Genomic DNA, 13,558 nt, shown 5'->3' with positions numbered 1-13,558 from the left:
CCGATGCTGCCTCGCCCAACCAGGCGCGAGACCACATACAGCGCGTGCCCTCCGGAGGCCCCCATGATTCCGAGCGCTCTCCAAGCCCAGACGTCCGTGGACGTTGTCCGCCCTACGCCCCTTCCCCAGCTCAAGCTGATCCGCGATGCAACACAGCGCTGCCAAACGGCTGGCCCGGCGCCGAGCAGCCGGTGCGCCGGCTGCATGATGCATTGGGCGTGTATCACCGCAGCCGTACCATCCGCGCTACAAGAACGGCTGGACCGGTTGGTGCATACCTGGCGCAAGGTCGGCAAAGGTGAATCGCTGTTCCGTGCTGGCGACACCTTTCATGCGCTGTATGCCATCCGCTCCGGCTCTTTCAAGACGGTCGTATCCCACCCCAATGGCACGAACCACGTGACAGGCTTCCAGTTGGCTGGAGAAACCCTTGGTCTCGATGGCATTGCCGCAGATCGTCATACGTGCGACGCCATTGCCCTGGAAGACAGCACCGTCTGCTCGATGCCCTTCCACTGTGTTGAAGACCTGTGCCAGGACATTCGCCCACTGCAGCGCCGGCTCCACCAACTGATGGCGGAGGAAATCGTGCGCGAATCCGGGTTGATACTGCTGCTGGCCGGGCTGACAGCAGAGGCGCGCGTCGCCACCTTCCTGCTCAATCTGTCCACACGCATGCAAGACCGGGGCTACTCCGGGTCCAGCTTTACGCTGCGGATGACGCGCGAAGAGATCGGCAGCTATCTGGGCATGCAACTGGAAACCGTCAGCCGCGCGCTGTCTCGGTTCCAGCGCGAAGGCTGGATCGCGGTGAGCGGCAAGCAGATTGCCATTGCCAACAAATCGGCGCTCAGTGAACTGTAGCCGCGCGATAACGGGCAACTACCGCCGTGACAGGGGCAGGCTGTGCTGCCCTGCCATCAAGTGGCGAGCGGCATCCACACCCACGCCTGCTGCATCCACCGCGGGCTCCCAGGGCGGCTCGTCATTGAGGTCTTGCTTGATACGCAAGTCGCAAGTCGTGAGTCAATTTTCATACCTCACGCCTACTGTGCTTGGGTTGCCCCCTAACCCCACTTGCGCTCTCGCAGTGCCTGGCAGCTCAGGCACCGCAGCGCAGTTGGTTGGGCTTGCAGGCGCAAGAAGGGAATCGCCTCGCCACAATCCACACAGATACCGTACTGCTGCTCCTGCATGCGTTGTCGTGCCGCATCGACCTGCGCGAGCTCGTTTCGGTAGTGAACGAGCATGATGTCGCTCGTCTGGTCTCCCGCTTCCTGTTCCGCCAGGGTTGCATGCTCGACTGGCGCCTCGCGAGAGGCGGGTTGAGTCGCGGCGCGCAGTGTTACCAGCTGACGCTGTGTGCGCGCCTCTTGTTCATCAAGCAATGTGTTGAGTCGCGTCCATTGCGCCTCGGTAAAGCGGTCCATGCACACTCTCCTGCCGTCGATCTGATGCGCAATCCCTACGCAGGTTTCAGGCCTCGGTCGGTGACAGCCATGCCGGCCGGCGCTTGGACTGGTCCCATTTGCCAGCGGTCTGTACTTGCTCGATAAAGCCCGAGATCTCTTGTTGAGAAAGACCACTGAGCACATCGCGCTGGCAAAGTGCCAGGACCGGGGCCGGATTGGTGGCGGTGATGCGCGCGACTTCTTCGATGGCGCTGAATGCCCCACGCGACGCCATGACGCAAATCACCGACAGGTTTGCCGAGAACGGCGATTGATCCGCCAGGAAATCCCGCATCGGCGAAGCCAGATGCCCCATCCAGATTGGCGCCAGCACAACAACCTGGTCGACCTCATCCAGTGGCGGTCCGGCGTAGTGATACTTGGCACGCTTGTGGAATAGCGTTTCGATCACGCAGCGCAGATCGCCAAGAAAGCCGGCACGCGGATACGCATCCGAAACCTCGGCAAGCTGCCAACCGCTTTGCGCCGCCATCAGTTCAGCCACCTGGCGTGCCGTGCCGGTGCGCGAGTAGTAAACGATCAGGTTTTTTTCCATGGCAGATGTCCGGAATGGAGACGGTTGGGCGGTGCGCCGCCGTAGGTCAGGTGCCCACCCAAAGATGGTCGATCACAGCACGGACACCTGGCGCGTCCATGGCGGCCTCCCGCGCGGCACGGCACTCATGCAGATTGCGCAAGGGCCCGTACAGCGTGACGGTGCCATCCGCCACCACCACATTGATCCGTGCGGCGTCGAGAACAGCCTGGCGCTGCAGTGCCTTGACGATGCGCTCAGACAGGTCTGCCGGGCCAGCGGCCTCCCGAAGGGTCAGCGCGTTGGCAATCGATGTCACCCCGCGCACGCGCTGTACGGCATCCAATGCCGCACGGCGCTGGAAATCCTGATCAACCTGACCCCGCAAGGTCACCGCACCATCCTCGACCGTGACGCGAATGGCGTCTGCTGGCACGGCAGTGTTCCAATGGAGGGCATGGCCGATGGCCTGGGCAATCTCCTCGTCCGGGCGCCGCATATCGGGCGGCACGCGCACCTGCACGTGCACAACGAGCGCGGTCACACCGGCAACCCGGCAGATGGCTTCCTCCGCGGCATGCTTGTCCGCAAAGCTGTCGGCGCTGCCAGAAATCGTCACGACGCCGTTCTTGACGCGAATGGCAAACCGGTCGGCATCCACCGCCGGATCCCATTGCAGTTCGTCTTCCACATCGCCCTTGAGCTGGATGTCGTTCTTCATGGTGGCCTCCTGGAACAACGTCCGGACTCAGTGAGACAGCAGGACGGGTACGGTCATGGTGTTGAGCAGCGTGCGCGTCACCCCACCCAGCACGAGCTCACGCAAACGGCTGTGCCCGTAGCCCCCCATCACGATCAGGTCAGCGCCGAAATCGGCGGCGCGCGATAGCAGCATCTCGCCAATTGCGATGTCGGAATCCACACAGCGCGCTTCCTCAACCGTGGGTTCAATCCCATGTGCCAACAGCGCGCGGGCGACTTGGCCAACCGTCGTGTCCTCCGCCCAATGTCGCGGGCGGTCACCCGTCATCTGCAGCACCCGTACGGTGTTTCCGGACATCAGCGGCATGGCATCGTGCAGCGCACGTGCCGACTCTCGGCCGCCGCTCCACGCCACCAGCACCCTCTGCGCCACGCTCGTAAAACGGCCTGCATACGGCACGACCAGTACCGGCCGGCCTGACTCAAGGATCAGTGTTTCAACAAAATCGGGGGCAACAAAACTCTCGGCGTCGCTGCCATCTTCCTGCCCGACAACGAGCAGGTCCGCCTCGCGCGCCTGACGCAACACCTCCGCCAGCGGATCACCGTCGACGGCCCGCCATTCCGTCTCAACAGGAACGGACTGCATCGCCTCACGAAAACGCGCGTGTACAACGTCCCGAACACGGTCGCGCCGATTGCGGTCCTCGTCCAGGTAATGGGCGGCGCCTTCCATCCGGTAAAACCAGTTCGGGCTTGGCGCAAAGCTTGCGTAGACAGCGATGAGCGTTGCGTGGTGCGCCTGCGCGTAGCGCGCGGCAAGACTGAGGCGGTGCATCGCACGCTCGCTGGCATCGAGGTGCACCATCACGCTGGCATAAGTCATGATCGAACCTTGTTCTGAGTCAGAAGAAGAACGCACTACGCAATGGCAATGTTCGTCAGCGGTTCTGTAACGGCGTGCTTGGTTTCGGTCGGAACGGCCCGCACCAGCAGCACCGGCAGCGTGCTTTGTCGCGTGACACTCTCTGCCACGCTGCCGAGCAATATCCGCCGAAAGCCGCGTCGACCATGCGTTCCAAGCACCAGCAGCTTGGCGTCGGCGTCGCGCGCAGCCTGCTCGATTGCATAGCCCACATCGAACGCACCAAGCGGGTCGTTGACGAGTGCCGTCTTGACGCGCGCGCCTGCCTTCTCTGCCTTGGCTTTTGCGCTCGCGACGATCTGCTTGCCGGACTCAATCAGCATTTCAGTGAATCCAGCCACGTCGATGTAGCCAACGTCGTACCTCAGGTAGTTGTTGTCGATCACGTGCGCAATGATCAGCTCTGCGTCGAGCTTCAGGGCGAGCTGAATGGCTTCGTCCAAAGCGCGATCTGCCGTTGGACTGCCATCTACCGCAACCAGGATCCTGTCGTACATGGTGTGCCTCCATATGGAATCGGCCCGAGCGCCCGAACACGGGCTGACGTGATTCCATGTTGGACCACCGGAGGGATTGCCCCTTGATTTACATCAGCGTTTTTCCACACGCAAAGAGATCAAGGCTGCTTGATCTACCTCAAGGGTGTTGACGCCCTTTTCTCTAGACTTTTTTGTCACCCGCGGCCACCCACACCCGCAATCGAGGGCGACAACATCTTGTGCAGGATCAACTTCCGGAACCTGTCCGTTCTTATAGTGAGTACGTACGCGTATCGGAGGTCAGCATGAGGGTCAGTGAGATTTGCTCCCGCCGCATCGTCCACGTTCCGGTATCCGCAACGCTGCAGACGGCCGCGCGCCTGATGCGAGACCAATGCCTGCGGGCGTTGTTCGTGACTGAGCACGGCGTAACAGGAATGCGGGTTGTCGGCATCGTGACCGACCGCGACATGGTGGTACACGGCATCGCCAGCCAGACCCATTGCGCGCAAACCTCCGTATCCGAAGTCATGACGCGCGGCGTGCTGACCATTCAGGGGCATGCGGTCATGAGCGAAGCCCTGCGCACCATGCTCGGTCACGGCCTGCACCGCCTTGCGGTGATTGACGATCAGCAGCTGCTTATCGGCATGCTGACACTGGACGACACCATCCGCGCAATCGGCGGTGAATGGACGCTGCTGGCCGGCATCCTCGGCCGCGACCGGTGCAGCGACGACGGTTTCGACACCCGATCTCCGTTAAGCGCTTCGGACGTGCGCCCGATTTCATGTCATCCGTAGGAGTGCTGCCATGTTTCCCAACGTAGGAACAGCCGACCGCATCGTTCGCATCCTGATCGGCCTCGTGATGATTCTGCTGGCGCTCTTCAGCAAGGTACCGGCCTGGGTTGGATGGCTTGGTCTGGTACCTCTGGTCACCGGCCTCATCCGCATGTGTCCGGTCTATTGGATGATGGGCATCGGCCGAGATTGAACGCTCCGCGTCATCCATACTGAACAGGTGCGTGCGTTTGGAGGTGCCGATGCCAGAATCCATGCGAGCCATGGTCCACGAAAGCGCGGGGGCGCCACTGCAGTGGCGAGAGGTGCCTGCGCCGATTCCCGGGCCGGGCGAAGTCCGGATTGCTGTGTCCGTGTGTGGCGTCTGTCGCACCGATTTGCACATCGTGGATGGTGAGCTTCCACATCCCAAGGCATCGCTCATTCCCGGCCACGAGATCGTGGGCGTGGTCGAGTCCTGTGGCCCTGGCGTTCCTTCGCCAGCGCTGGGCGAGCGAGTTGGCGTGCCCTGGCTTGGCTGGACATGCGGAGCCTGCCCGTTCTGCTTGAGCGGGCACGAGAACCTGTGTGACCACCCCGCCTTCACGGGCTACACGCGTGATGGCGGCTATGCCGAGTACGTGGTCTGCGATGCCCGATACTGCCTGCCCATTCCAGAGCGGTATGACGATGCGCATGCGGCGCCGCTGCTGTGCGCTGGCCTGATCGGCTATCGCACGCTGCGCATGGCTGGAGATGCGCGTCGAATCGGCATCTATGGCTTTGGTGCGGCAGCCCACTTGGTCACCCAGATTGCCTTAGCGGAGCAGCGCAAAGTCTTTGCCTTCACACGTGCCGGAGACACTGCCGCACAGCAACTTGCCCTGCAGACCGGCGCCAGTTGGGCGGGATCAAGCGATCAATCTGCGCCAGAGCTGCTGGACGCGGCCTTGATCTTTGCTCCGGTTGGGGCGCTGATACCACGCGCCCTGCCGGCCGTGGCCAAGGGTGGTGCCGTGGTCTGTGGCGGCATTCACATGAGCGATATTCCGTCGTTCCCGTACCGGCTGTTGTGGGAAGAACGCAAACTCATGTCGGTTGCCAACCTGACACGCGCGGATGGCCTTGCGCTGATGCGTGTGGCATCGGCAATCCCGCTGAAGGTTCATGTCACGCCGTACCGGCTGCAGGATGCCAACACCGCCTTGGATGACCTGCGCGCTGGGCGCGTTGCCGGCGCGGCAGTACTGAGGGTCAATGCCTGATCAGCGTTGATGTGGGTCAATGGGGCGCCCTCCATGCGGCCTACGCTGGTGACACGCGGCACCATTTCGCGTGATCCCATTGGAGACCACCATGTACCAACGCATCCTGCTCGCTATCGACGGAAGTCATGCATCGCTCCTCGCATTGCATCAGGCCATCGTCGTAGGCAAAGCCACCGGCGCAGAGGTCGAAGCCCTGTTTGTGGCCGACAGTTCAGACTTGACCTTCGACATGGTCGGCTGCGACTCGGTTGCCTACGCAAAGCGCGTGCTCGAGTTGGGCCGGGAAACCCTGGCCAGCGCAGCGACCAAGCTGGGGGCGGCTGGCGTCAAACACTCGACCAAATTGTTGGAAAGGGGGATCGAACCCGGCCAGATCTCGGCAACGATCGTGGCGGAAGCCAACGAAAACGGAGCGGACCTGATTGTGCTTGGTACGCACGGCCGGAGTGGGCTCAGCCATCTGGTGCTGGGCAGTGTGGCCGAAGGCGTGGTTCGCAAGACCAACAAACCTGTGCTGATGGTGCGCAGCGAAGCTGAGGAGTAAAGGGCGCTATCCGTCCTTTACCCGATGCAGGGCAAGGAACCGCTGCAGTGTGTTGCCCTCGCGCAGGGCATTTGCCGATGCTTGCGTCAATGCACGCGGATCAGCTTTGGCCGCGCCGCCATTGGCCCACGGCCCTGCACGGTCACCTTGCCGAACCCGGGAATGATGGCATCCCCCCGTTCAACGTCGCCCCTCCTACTTGCGCTGTATCCACGATGGTTTAGCGCCGTTTGATTTTTGTCATCCGGTGCTTCTAACTCACCCCTCAATTTCAGTCACCAGACGCAAAAGAACCGGTGCGATTTACATCGCGTACCGGTATATCATCCGGGGCGTTGCTTCTACGGAAAACCCGCTACAACAAGCGACATCCAAGCTAAAAGGGTTTTCGCGATAAGGCACATCGTTTGTTATCAAAACAAAATAAAACAATACGCGCGAGTCAGGTCCATGAATACCAACCATAAACCTTCGGCACCGTTGCCCGAAGAGGAACAACATCCCGTCATCGTCCGCGTGGCTGACGCCACGATCCGCGATGCCAACACGCTGCTGCACTCCAGCGGTGGCATGGTTTTCGGCCGCGGCATGATCGGCACCGTCCTGGCACTGGTGCTGGGCTTCCTCTGCCTGCTGGGCGTGCTGGCGTTTCATTTTCCGCAGTACATGACCACGCCGGAATTACGGCGTGCGTACTCTGTGGACGTGATTCGGCAGATCCTGTTTTTCTCGTTGCTGATCTCGGGCGGGCTGTCGCTGGCGAATATCGTGCTGGATAACCGTCGCCGCCTCAATTGCCTGGCGTTTGTGTTCGTGGTGATCGCAGTGGCACTGGGCGGCTCGCGGGTGCCGGTGGGCGACTTTCCAGACCATACGCCGTATATCGGCATGGACTGGTTCATTCTCGATCTGCTCGGCTCGACGGCCATTTTCGTGCTGCTCGAAAAGCTGTTCCCGCTCTACAAGAAGCAGCCGGTGTTCCGCGCCGAGTGGCAGACCGACATGGCGCACTTTGCGGTCAACCACTTCATCGTGGGGCTGGTGCTGCTGGTGGTGAACTTCCTGATCCACCGCGTATTCGGGTGGATGGTCCACGCAGACTTCCAGCAGATGGTGCAGCACATCTGGTTCATTCCGCAGTTGCTGCTGTGCATGCTGGTGGCCGATCTGATGGAGTACGTCACGCACCGCGCGTATCACGAGGTGCCGTTCCTGTGGCGCTTTCATGCCGTGCATCACAGCGTGAAGACGATGGATTGGCTGGCCGGCTCGCGCCAGCACATTCTTGAATTGATCGTGACGCGCGTGGCTGTATTGGGGCCGCTGTTCGTGCTGGGTTTCGACAAGGCCGTGGTCGACATCTACATCATCATCGTGGGCTTCCAGGCGGTGTTCAACCACGCCAACGTGCACCTGCCGTGGGGGCCGCTGAAGTACATCTTCGTGACGCCGGATTTCCACCACTGGCACCACTCGTCGGAAGACGAGGCCATCGACAAGAACTACGCTGCGCACTTCGCCTTCATCGACTACCTGTTCGGCACGGCGGTGAAATCGAAGAAGGCGTTTCCGGAAAAATACGGCGTGGTGGGCGACTACATGCCTGACGGCTTCATCAACCAGCAGCGCTTTCCGTTCCAGCGTCAGAAAGACTGAGCCGCAGAGGCCTCATCATCATGCCGATTGCACCCGCTGCGTTGCACCTCATCCGCCGGCTCGGTCTTGAGCCGCACCCGGAAGGCGGCTTCTACCGCGAGACCTATCGCAGCGAGGAACGCGTCCAGCGCGGCCGAATCGATGGCCGGGCCGCTGAACGTGCGGCTGCCACCGCGATCTACTACCTGCTGGCGGATGATGCATATTCCGCCTGGCATCGGATCCAGTCAGACGAGCTCTGGCATTTCCATACGGGTGATGCGCTAGACGTGCATGTATTGGAAGACGACGGTACGGTGCACACGCATCGCCTGGGCCATGCGGCCGAGGACGAGATGGCGGTGTACCAGGCGGTGGTGCCGGCAGGCCGCTGGTTTGCTGCAGAGCGTGTGGCCGGTGCACATGGCTACACGCTGGTTGGCTGCACGGTCGCGCCGGGCTTCGAGTTCAGTGAATTCGAATTGGCCGACCGCGCAATGGGCCGTGTGCTGTTGGAGCGTCATGCGGCACAGGATGATGTGATCCGCCGGTTGCTGCCGAAGTTGCCCGCTGAGCCACCGGCGCGCTAGTCAGCACCACACCACGCTTTCATAGCCGACTGTGCGGCGATAGACACTCATACCGCGCCAGGTGCTGTACTCCATGTACGCACATGTCAGGACGACGATCCAATTGGCTGCTGTGGCTGTGGCTGTGGTGGACATATCCCCTCCCATCTCTGCCGTGCCGATAGCTGTCTTATCGGCACGGATTCAGCTTATGAGAGGGCAGCAAAAAGCCATTGCACGAGCAATGACGGTTCTTGGGGCCAATTCTCAGTGGGATCTTTTGCATCACGCCACCTGGATGTGACGCGCGATTGACACCCAGCGCGGTGAGCTTGGCGCGCAGTCTGCGCAACTCGACCTGCAAGTGCGCAGACCCTGTCTTGATCAGCATACCTTGGCTGAAATCCAGGGTCTCTTGCCCTCGCAGAACGCCAATCACGCGTTGGCAGCGGAGGGCACATCACGCCCTAGCGTCTGCGCACGCGGCCTGACCAGCGTCCAAAGCAACGCCATGCCAATCAGGTCTCCGCAACCGAGTGCCACGAAGAACGGCGTGTAGCCGATACTGCTGACCAGCCAGCCAATCATCAGCGTAAAGCCGAGGTTGCCGAGGCCGGCCACAAAGCTGGCCATGCCGGTCACCGTCGCCACTTCATTCTTGGGGAACAGGTCCGCCGACAGCGAGATCACCGAGATCGACAACGTCTGGTGCGCAAAGCCGCCCAGGCACAGCAGGAAGATGGCCACGGCCGGATCCTTGACGAAGCCGACGCCCGCCATGCCGATCATCAGCACCGCACCCAGCGAGAATGCCACGCGCTTGCCGTCGACGATGAGGATACCGAAGCGCTTGTTCAGATAGGCCGAGATGGTGCCGCCCATCATGCAGCCGAAATCCGCCGCCACAAACGGCAGCCACGCGGTCAGCGCGATGGTCTTGAGATCGAACCCGCGCGCCTGGTACAGGTACAGCGGCATCCAGTAGACCAGCGTGCCCCACACCGGATCGGCAAAGAAGCGCGGCAGCGCGATGCCCCAGAAATTGCGCTGCGACAGGATCTGCCGGATGGGCGGCCTGCCGCCTTCCCTGGCCGGCCCTGCCCGCTCGCTGCCAGCGAATTTCTGGTCCTGCTCCTGCCCGGTTGCGATGTAGTCGGCCTCTTCCTGCGTGAGTGCGGGGTGCTCATCAGGGTGGCGATAGAAGATCAGCCACAACCCCGCCCAGCCCAGGCTCAACGCGCCGGCAATGATGAACGCGGTCTCCCAGTCGTACTTGAGGATCGACCATGCGATCAACGGTGGCGCCAGGATGGCACCGACCGATGCGCCCAGGTTGAACGTGCCGGCCGCAAAGCCCCGCTCGCGTGCGGGAAACCAATAGGCCGTGGCCCGCATGCCGGCAGGAATGAATGCCCCCTCCACCAGCCCCAGCAGGCCGCGCAGGATGAACAGGCCAACCCAGCCGCTCACGAACCCGTGCGCCATGCAGATCAGCGACCATGCCACCCCGCACAGCAAGAAGCCGAAGCGCAAGCCGATACGGTCCATCAGGTAGCCGGTCAGCGGTGCGCCAATCGGATACATGACCAGGAAGGCGCCCGTGATCCACCCATAGTGCTGCGTGGTGATGTGCAGGCTCTGCATGACCGTGGGTGCGGCCACGCCGAGCGAGCTGCGCGCCAGATAGTTCATGACCGTGCCGAGCGTCAGCAGGCCGATCATCCACCAGCGCAGTCCCTTGATTTTCATTGTCATTGCGGTCTCCCTAGGCCGGGAACAAAGTGCGCGCAACCGGCGTGGCATCCAGCCCAACCGATACGGCGCGGAATTGCGGATCCAGATGCGAGGCGATCCGGTAGAGGTCGGCAGCCTCGTTGCGTTGCCAAAGGCCTGCGTAGCCTTTCACGTTGGCAGCAGCACGACGCGCATCGAACTTGACGGTGCTGTGCACGAACTCCTCGTGCTGCCGCTCGCCGCGCGCAAAGGGGGCAAGCCAGTTCAGTGCGCTCGCCAGCCGGCCGCGAATCTCGGGCGCGCCATACCAATCGTGCCCATGCGCGGCCGCCATCGACGCCGCCATCAACAGCGGCTCGAGGTTGAAGACCACGTAGTGCATGGCATCGCGTTGGGCGAAATCGTAGGTGCTGCCGTCATCGCGCACGTTCTGTCGCACGTGGCCGATGAAGGCGGCGCGCGCAGCGTCGATCCAGCGCCTGTCTCCGCTCAGGTAGGCACCGGCGGTCGCCAGCTTGACGCGATGGCTCTGCCAGTTGTTGAGCAGGGTGCTGTCGTCGCCCACGCGCCGCGCGGGCGTCAGGTAAGCCTCGGCCAGTTGCGCGCCGAAGGCAGGAATGCGGGCAGTCAGTTCGGCCGACACATGCTCGCGCACCAGATCCAGCCCAAACAGGAATTGCACCAGCCCCGCCTCGTCCACCGGGTTGGAGGATGACCGGTACGCCGGCAGCCAGCCGGCGATGTACGCCACCGCCTTGTCGGCATAGGCGGACGTACTGGACACACGAAACGCCAGCGCCTGCACCAGCGTCTGCTGCCAGTCCTGCTGCGCCAGCACGCTCGCATCGCGGTCGCCTTCATGCGGCAACAGGCCCTGCGTATGCACAATGTCGCGCACGTGCAGCTCACGCGTCAGCCCGGCCTGTGCCAGCGAGATCAGTTGCGCAGCCACGGCAGGCGGCACGTTGCCCGCCAACGCCTCTGCACGCTGCGTTGAAAACAGTGCATAGGTGGCAGCAGGCGTGGCACTGGTTTTGGCGACGGCACCGTCTGCCCACGTGGTGCGATAGGCGCCTGCCACCGCCGTCAGCGGTGCCGCAAACATGCCCCGCAGCAGCAGGCGACGGCCCTGGAAGTGCCGGCCGGAAACGTCTTCGCAGCTCATAGCACCCCCGCGTATTCCGCCTCGGCCAACCCTCCCACGCCTGGGCGGACGGCGAAGACATGCCCGTCGTGCTCAGTGGCACCGGTGGCCGGGCGGATTGACGTGATGAACAGCGTGTCGAGATCGGTCCCGCCGAATGCACACATGGCCGGCTTGATGGCCGGCAGATCGATCCTGCGATCCAGCACACCCTGCGGCGTGAAGCGCAGCACCGCGCCGGCATCGTTCGCGCAGATCCAATAACAGCCATCGGCATCAACCGCGGCGCCATCGGGGCGCCCTACGTAGCTATGCAGATCGGCAAAGACGCGGCGGCGGCTGGGCGTGCCGGTCTCGGTGTCGTAGTCGAACGCCCAGATCAGCCGGCGCTGCGGGTGCGAATCGGACAGATACATCGTCGTGCCATCGGGCGACCACGCCAGCCCGTTCTGCACAATCAACTGATCAACCACGGGCGCCGACAACCGCCCCTGCGTGTCCAGGCAGAACAGTGCGCCGGCCGGGTTGGCGGCAGCCATGTCCTGCACCATCGTGCCCGACCAGAAGCGGCCCTGGCGATCACAGCGGCCGTCGTTGAAGCGCATGCCCGGCACGGGGAACACCGGTGCGGCAAGCTTGCGTGCGTAGGCCGGCGTTGCGCCATCGGCAGGCGCCGGTTCTGGCAACGCGACGGCAAACAGGCCCGTCTCCAATCCGGCCACCAACCCGCCATGGCGGCAGAACGCAAAACACGCAACCTTCTCCGGCAGCGCCCACTCCGTGCGCACTCCCAAGGCCACGTGCTGCCGCACGATGCGCTGCGCGGGAATATCGACCCAGTACAGCGCGTCTTCCTGGGCACGCCAGACCGGGCTCTCACCGACCGTGGCTGGTGCGTACCCCTCGTCAATGCGCTCGATACGTGCTTGCGAAACCACGTGCATCACTTTGGCTCCATCGGCCCGGCGAGCACGAACGGTCCGCCCTGAAAACGCTGCGTCGGGTCGTCGAGATCGGTGGTGGGTGCAACGGCCGGGAACAGATGTTCGAACTGGGCTGAGCTGTCCTGCGGGCGGAAGCCCAGAAAACCGGCCTTGGTGTTGTCCCCCCACTTGATGCGGTTGTCCGACACGCCATACACGATGGCATGGCCGACACGGTTGGTGAACAACGAACAGCGCACCAGCTCAATGAAATCGCGATAGCTCAGGTAGGTGACCAGCATGCGCGGGTTCTTCGGCGCCTCGAACGACGAGCCGATGCGCAGGCACACGGTCTCCAGGCCGAAGCGATCGAAGTAGTAGCGCGACAGCGCTTCGCCAAAGCACTTGGTCACGCCGTACAGGCAATCGGGGCGCAGCGGCGCATCGATATCCAGCACGGAGGTGACGGGATGGAAGCCCATCGCATGGTTCGAGCTGGCGTAGACAACGCGCTTCACGCCTTGCTTTTGCGCAGCCGCATACAGGTTGTACAGACCGAGGATGTTGGCCTGCATCAGATCATCGAACGGCGCCTCGACCGAGATACCGCCCAGGTGCACGACTGCATCCACGCCTTCGAGCAGGGCGAGCACGGCTTGACGGTCCGCCAGGTCGACGACCGCGCCCTCTTCGTGCGCAGCCAGCTCGCCCAGCGGGGCAATGTCGCTCACGCGAACCACATCTGCCCAGGCTGCCAGTGCGCCGCGCAGTTGCCGGCCGAGATTGCCGGCAGCGCCGGTCAGCAGCAGCCGCTTGAATGGCTTGCCTTGTGCGGCCGTGCCGCCTGCTTTGTCGTTGATTCCCATG

17 protein-coding genes are annotated in these 13,558 nt (G+C 62.8%); 7 read left to right on the top strand and 10 right to left on the bottom strand.

Annotated elements, in window-relative coordinates; all coding sequences use genetic code 11:
* The first annotated feature begins 63 nt into the window (after window positions 1-63).
* A complete protein-coding gene (locus F7R11_RS23425; protein ID WP_064807388.1) occupies window positions 64-864 on the top strand; it encodes a helix-turn-helix domain-containing protein in 801 nt (266 codons plus the stop codon).
* 203 nt (window positions 865-1,067) lie between these two features.
* Here the strand turns inward: F7R11_RS23425 and F7R11_RS23415 are convergent, their stop codons facing one another.
* Genes F7R11_RS23415 through F7R11_RS23395 form a run of 5 tightly spaced genes read right to left on the bottom strand, consistent with a single transcriptional unit; the run spans window position 1,068 to window position 4,110 of the window.
* A complete protein-coding gene (locus F7R11_RS23415; RefSeq protein WP_021193974.1) occupies window positions 1,068-1,430 on the bottom strand; it encodes a TraR/DksA family transcriptional regulator in 363 nt (120 codons plus the stop codon).
* Between the two features lie 46 nt (window positions 1,431-1,476).
* Window positions 1,477-2,007, bottom strand: coding sequence for a flavodoxin family protein (locus F7R11_RS23410; RefSeq protein WP_064807390.1), 531 nt, complete (start codon window positions 2,005-2,007; stop codon window positions 1,477-1,479).
* Between the two features lie 46 nt (window positions 2,008-2,053).
* Window positions 2,054-2,707, bottom strand: a complete 654-nt coding sequence (locus F7R11_RS23405; protein ID WP_021193972.1) for a BON domain-containing protein — start codon at window positions 2,705-2,707, stop codon at window positions 2,054-2,056.
* A gap of 27 nt (window positions 2,708-2,734) precedes the next feature.
* Window positions 2,735-3,574 carry a universal stress protein gene (locus F7R11_RS23400; protein ID WP_064807392.1) on the bottom strand — a complete coding sequence of 280 codons (840 nt, stop codon included), beginning with the start codon at window positions 3,572-3,574 and terminating at the stop codon, window positions 2,735-2,737.
* Between the two features lie 35 nt (window positions 3,575-3,609).
* Entirely contained in the window at window positions 3,610-4,110 is a 501-nt protein-coding gene (locus F7R11_RS23395) for a universal stress protein (RefSeq protein ID WP_064807394.1), read from the bottom strand.
* Between the two features lie 287 nt (window positions 4,111-4,397).
* Here F7R11_RS23395 and F7R11_RS23390 point away from each other — a divergent pair, with 287 nt between their 5' ends.
* From F7R11_RS23390 to F7R11_RS23365, 6 genes are all read left to right on the top strand, one after another.
* A complete protein-coding gene (locus F7R11_RS23390) occupies window positions 4,398-4,895 on the top strand; it encodes a CBS domain-containing protein (protein ID WP_064807396.1) in 498 nt (165 codons plus the stop codon).
* A 10-nt stretch (window positions 4,896-4,905) separates the two neighbouring features.
* Window positions 4,906-5,088 carry a YgaP family membrane protein gene (locus F7R11_RS23385; protein ID WP_064807398.1) on the top strand — a complete coding sequence of 61 codons (183 nt, stop codon included), beginning with the start codon at window positions 4,906-4,908 and terminating at the stop codon, window positions 5,086-5,088.
* A gap of 49 nt (window positions 5,089-5,137) precedes the next feature.
* Entirely contained in the window at window positions 5,138-6,139 is a 1,002-nt protein-coding gene (locus tag F7R11_RS23380; RefSeq protein ID WP_064807401.1) for a zinc-dependent alcohol dehydrogenase family protein, read from the top strand.
* 91 nt (window positions 6,140-6,230) lie between these two features.
* Window positions 6,231-6,686, top strand: a complete 456-nt coding sequence (locus F7R11_RS23375) for a universal stress protein (RefSeq protein ID WP_064807403.1) — start codon at window positions 6,231-6,233, stop codon at window positions 6,684-6,686.
* Between the two features lie 450 nt (window positions 6,687-7,136).
* Entirely contained in the window at window positions 7,137-8,342 is a 1,206-nt protein-coding gene (locus F7R11_RS23370; protein WP_021193965.1) for a sterol desaturase family protein, read from the top strand.
* Window positions 8,343-8,362: 20 nt separating this feature from the next.
* Window positions 8,363-8,911 (top strand): cupin domain-containing protein, encoded by a 549-nt coding sequence (locus F7R11_RS23365; protein WP_064807405.1) that lies wholly within the window; start codon window positions 8,363-8,365, stop codon window positions 8,909-8,911.
* Here F7R11_RS23365 and F7R11_RS27450 read toward each other — a convergent pair whose 3' ends face one another.
* The 5 genes from F7R11_RS27450 to F7R11_RS23340 all read right to left on the bottom strand — a co-directional run bounded on the left by F7R11_RS27450 (window position 8,912) and on the right by F7R11_RS23340 (window position 13,557).
* Window positions 8,912-9,046 (bottom strand): hypothetical protein, encoded by a 135-nt coding sequence (locus F7R11_RS27450; protein WP_257784474.1) that lies wholly within the window; start codon window positions 9,044-9,046, stop codon window positions 8,912-8,914.
* Between the two features lie 279 nt (window positions 9,047-9,325).
* Window positions 9,326-10,645, bottom strand: a complete 1,320-nt coding sequence (locus F7R11_RS23355; protein ID WP_082932924.1) for an MFS transporter — start codon at window positions 10,643-10,645, stop codon at window positions 9,326-9,328.
* Between the two features lie 10 nt (window positions 10,646-10,655).
* A complete protein-coding gene (locus F7R11_RS23350) occupies window positions 10,656-11,789 on the bottom strand; it encodes an alginate lyase family protein (RefSeq protein WP_064807409.1) in 1,134 nt (377 codons plus the stop codon).
* Entirely contained in the window at window positions 11,786-12,712 is a 927-nt protein-coding gene (locus F7R11_RS23345; RefSeq protein WP_064807411.1) for an SMP-30/gluconolactonase/LRE family protein, read from the bottom strand. Before F7R11_RS23345 ends, F7R11_RS23350 begins: the two co-directional genes overlap by 4 nt.
* Window positions 12,712-13,557 carry an NAD-dependent epimerase/dehydratase family protein gene (locus tag F7R11_RS23340; RefSeq protein ID WP_064807413.1) on the bottom strand — a complete coding sequence of 282 codons (846 nt, stop codon included), beginning with the start codon at window positions 13,555-13,557 and terminating at the stop codon, window positions 12,712-12,714. Before F7R11_RS23340 ends, F7R11_RS23345 begins: the two co-directional genes overlap by 1 nt.
* Window position 13,558: the final 1 nt, after the last annotated feature.

Origin of the sequence: Ralstonia insidiosa (genome assembly GCF_008801405.1) — a bacterium.
GTDB classification, from domain to species: Bacteria; Pseudomonadota; Gammaproteobacteria; order Burkholderiales; family Burkholderiaceae; genus Ralstonia; species Ralstonia insidiosa.
Note: the sequence above shows the minus strand (reverse complement) of the source record. Positions and strands in the feature narration are given on the sequence as shown.

Coding starts and splice junctions, on each gene's coding strand:
- F7R11_RS23370 (WP_021193965.1), top strand. CDS start 7,137: ATGAATACCAACCATAAACCTTCGGCACCGTTGCCCGAAGAGGAACAA.
- F7R11_RS23390 (WP_064807396.1), top strand. CDS start 4,398: ATGAGGGTCAGTGAGATTTGCTCCCGCCGCATCGTCCACGTTCCGGTA.
- F7R11_RS23345 (WP_064807411.1), bottom strand. CDS start 12,712: ATGCACGTGGTTTCGCAAGCACGTATCGAGCGCATTGACGAGGGGTAC.
- F7R11_RS23385 (WP_064807398.1), top strand. CDS start 4,906: ATGTTTCCCAACGTAGGAACAGCCGACCGCATCGTTCGCATCCTGATC.
- F7R11_RS23380 (WP_064807401.1), top strand. CDS start 5,138: ATGCCAGAATCCATGCGAGCCATGGTCCACGAAAGCGCGGGGGCGCCA.
- F7R11_RS23415 (WP_021193974.1), bottom strand. CDS start 1,430: ATGGACCGCTTTACCGAGGCGCAATGGACGCGACTCAACACATTGCTT.
- F7R11_RS23340 (WP_064807413.1), bottom strand. CDS start 13,557: ATGGGAATCAACGACAAAGCAGGCGGCACGGCCGCACAAGGCAAGCCA.
- F7R11_RS23425 (WP_064807388.1), top strand. CDS start 64: ATGATTCCGAGCGCTCTCCAAGCCCAGACGTCCGTGGACGTTGTCCGC.
- F7R11_RS23375 (WP_064807403.1), top strand. CDS start 6,231: ATGTACCAACGCATCCTGCTCGCTATCGACGGAAGTCATGCATCGCTC.
- F7R11_RS23400 (WP_064807392.1), bottom strand. CDS start 3,574: ATGACTTATGCCAGCGTGATGGTGCACCTCGATGCCAGCGAGCGTGCG.
- F7R11_RS23395 (WP_064807394.1), bottom strand. CDS start 4,110: ATGTACGACAGGATCCTGGTTGCGGTAGATGGCAGTCCAACGGCAGAT.
- F7R11_RS23355 (WP_082932924.1), bottom strand. CDS start 10,645: ATGACAATGAAAATCAAGGGACTGCGCTGGTGGATGATCGGCCTGCTG.
- F7R11_RS27450 (WP_257784474.1), bottom strand. CDS start 9,046: ATGTCCACCACAGCCACAGCCACAGCAGCCAATTGGATCGTCGTCCTG.
- F7R11_RS23410 (WP_064807390.1), bottom strand. CDS start 2,007: ATGGAAAAAAACCTGATCGTTTACTACTCGCGCACCGGCACGGCACGC.
- F7R11_RS23350 (WP_064807409.1), bottom strand. CDS start 11,789: ATGAGCTGCGAAGACGTTTCCGGCCGGCACTTCCAGGGCCGTCGCCTG.
- F7R11_RS23365 (WP_064807405.1), top strand. CDS start 8,363: ATGCCGATTGCACCCGCTGCGTTGCACCTCATCCGCCGGCTCGGTCTT.
- F7R11_RS23405 (WP_021193972.1), bottom strand. CDS start 2,707: ATGAAGAACGACATCCAGCTCAAGGGCGATGTGGAAGACGAACTGCAA.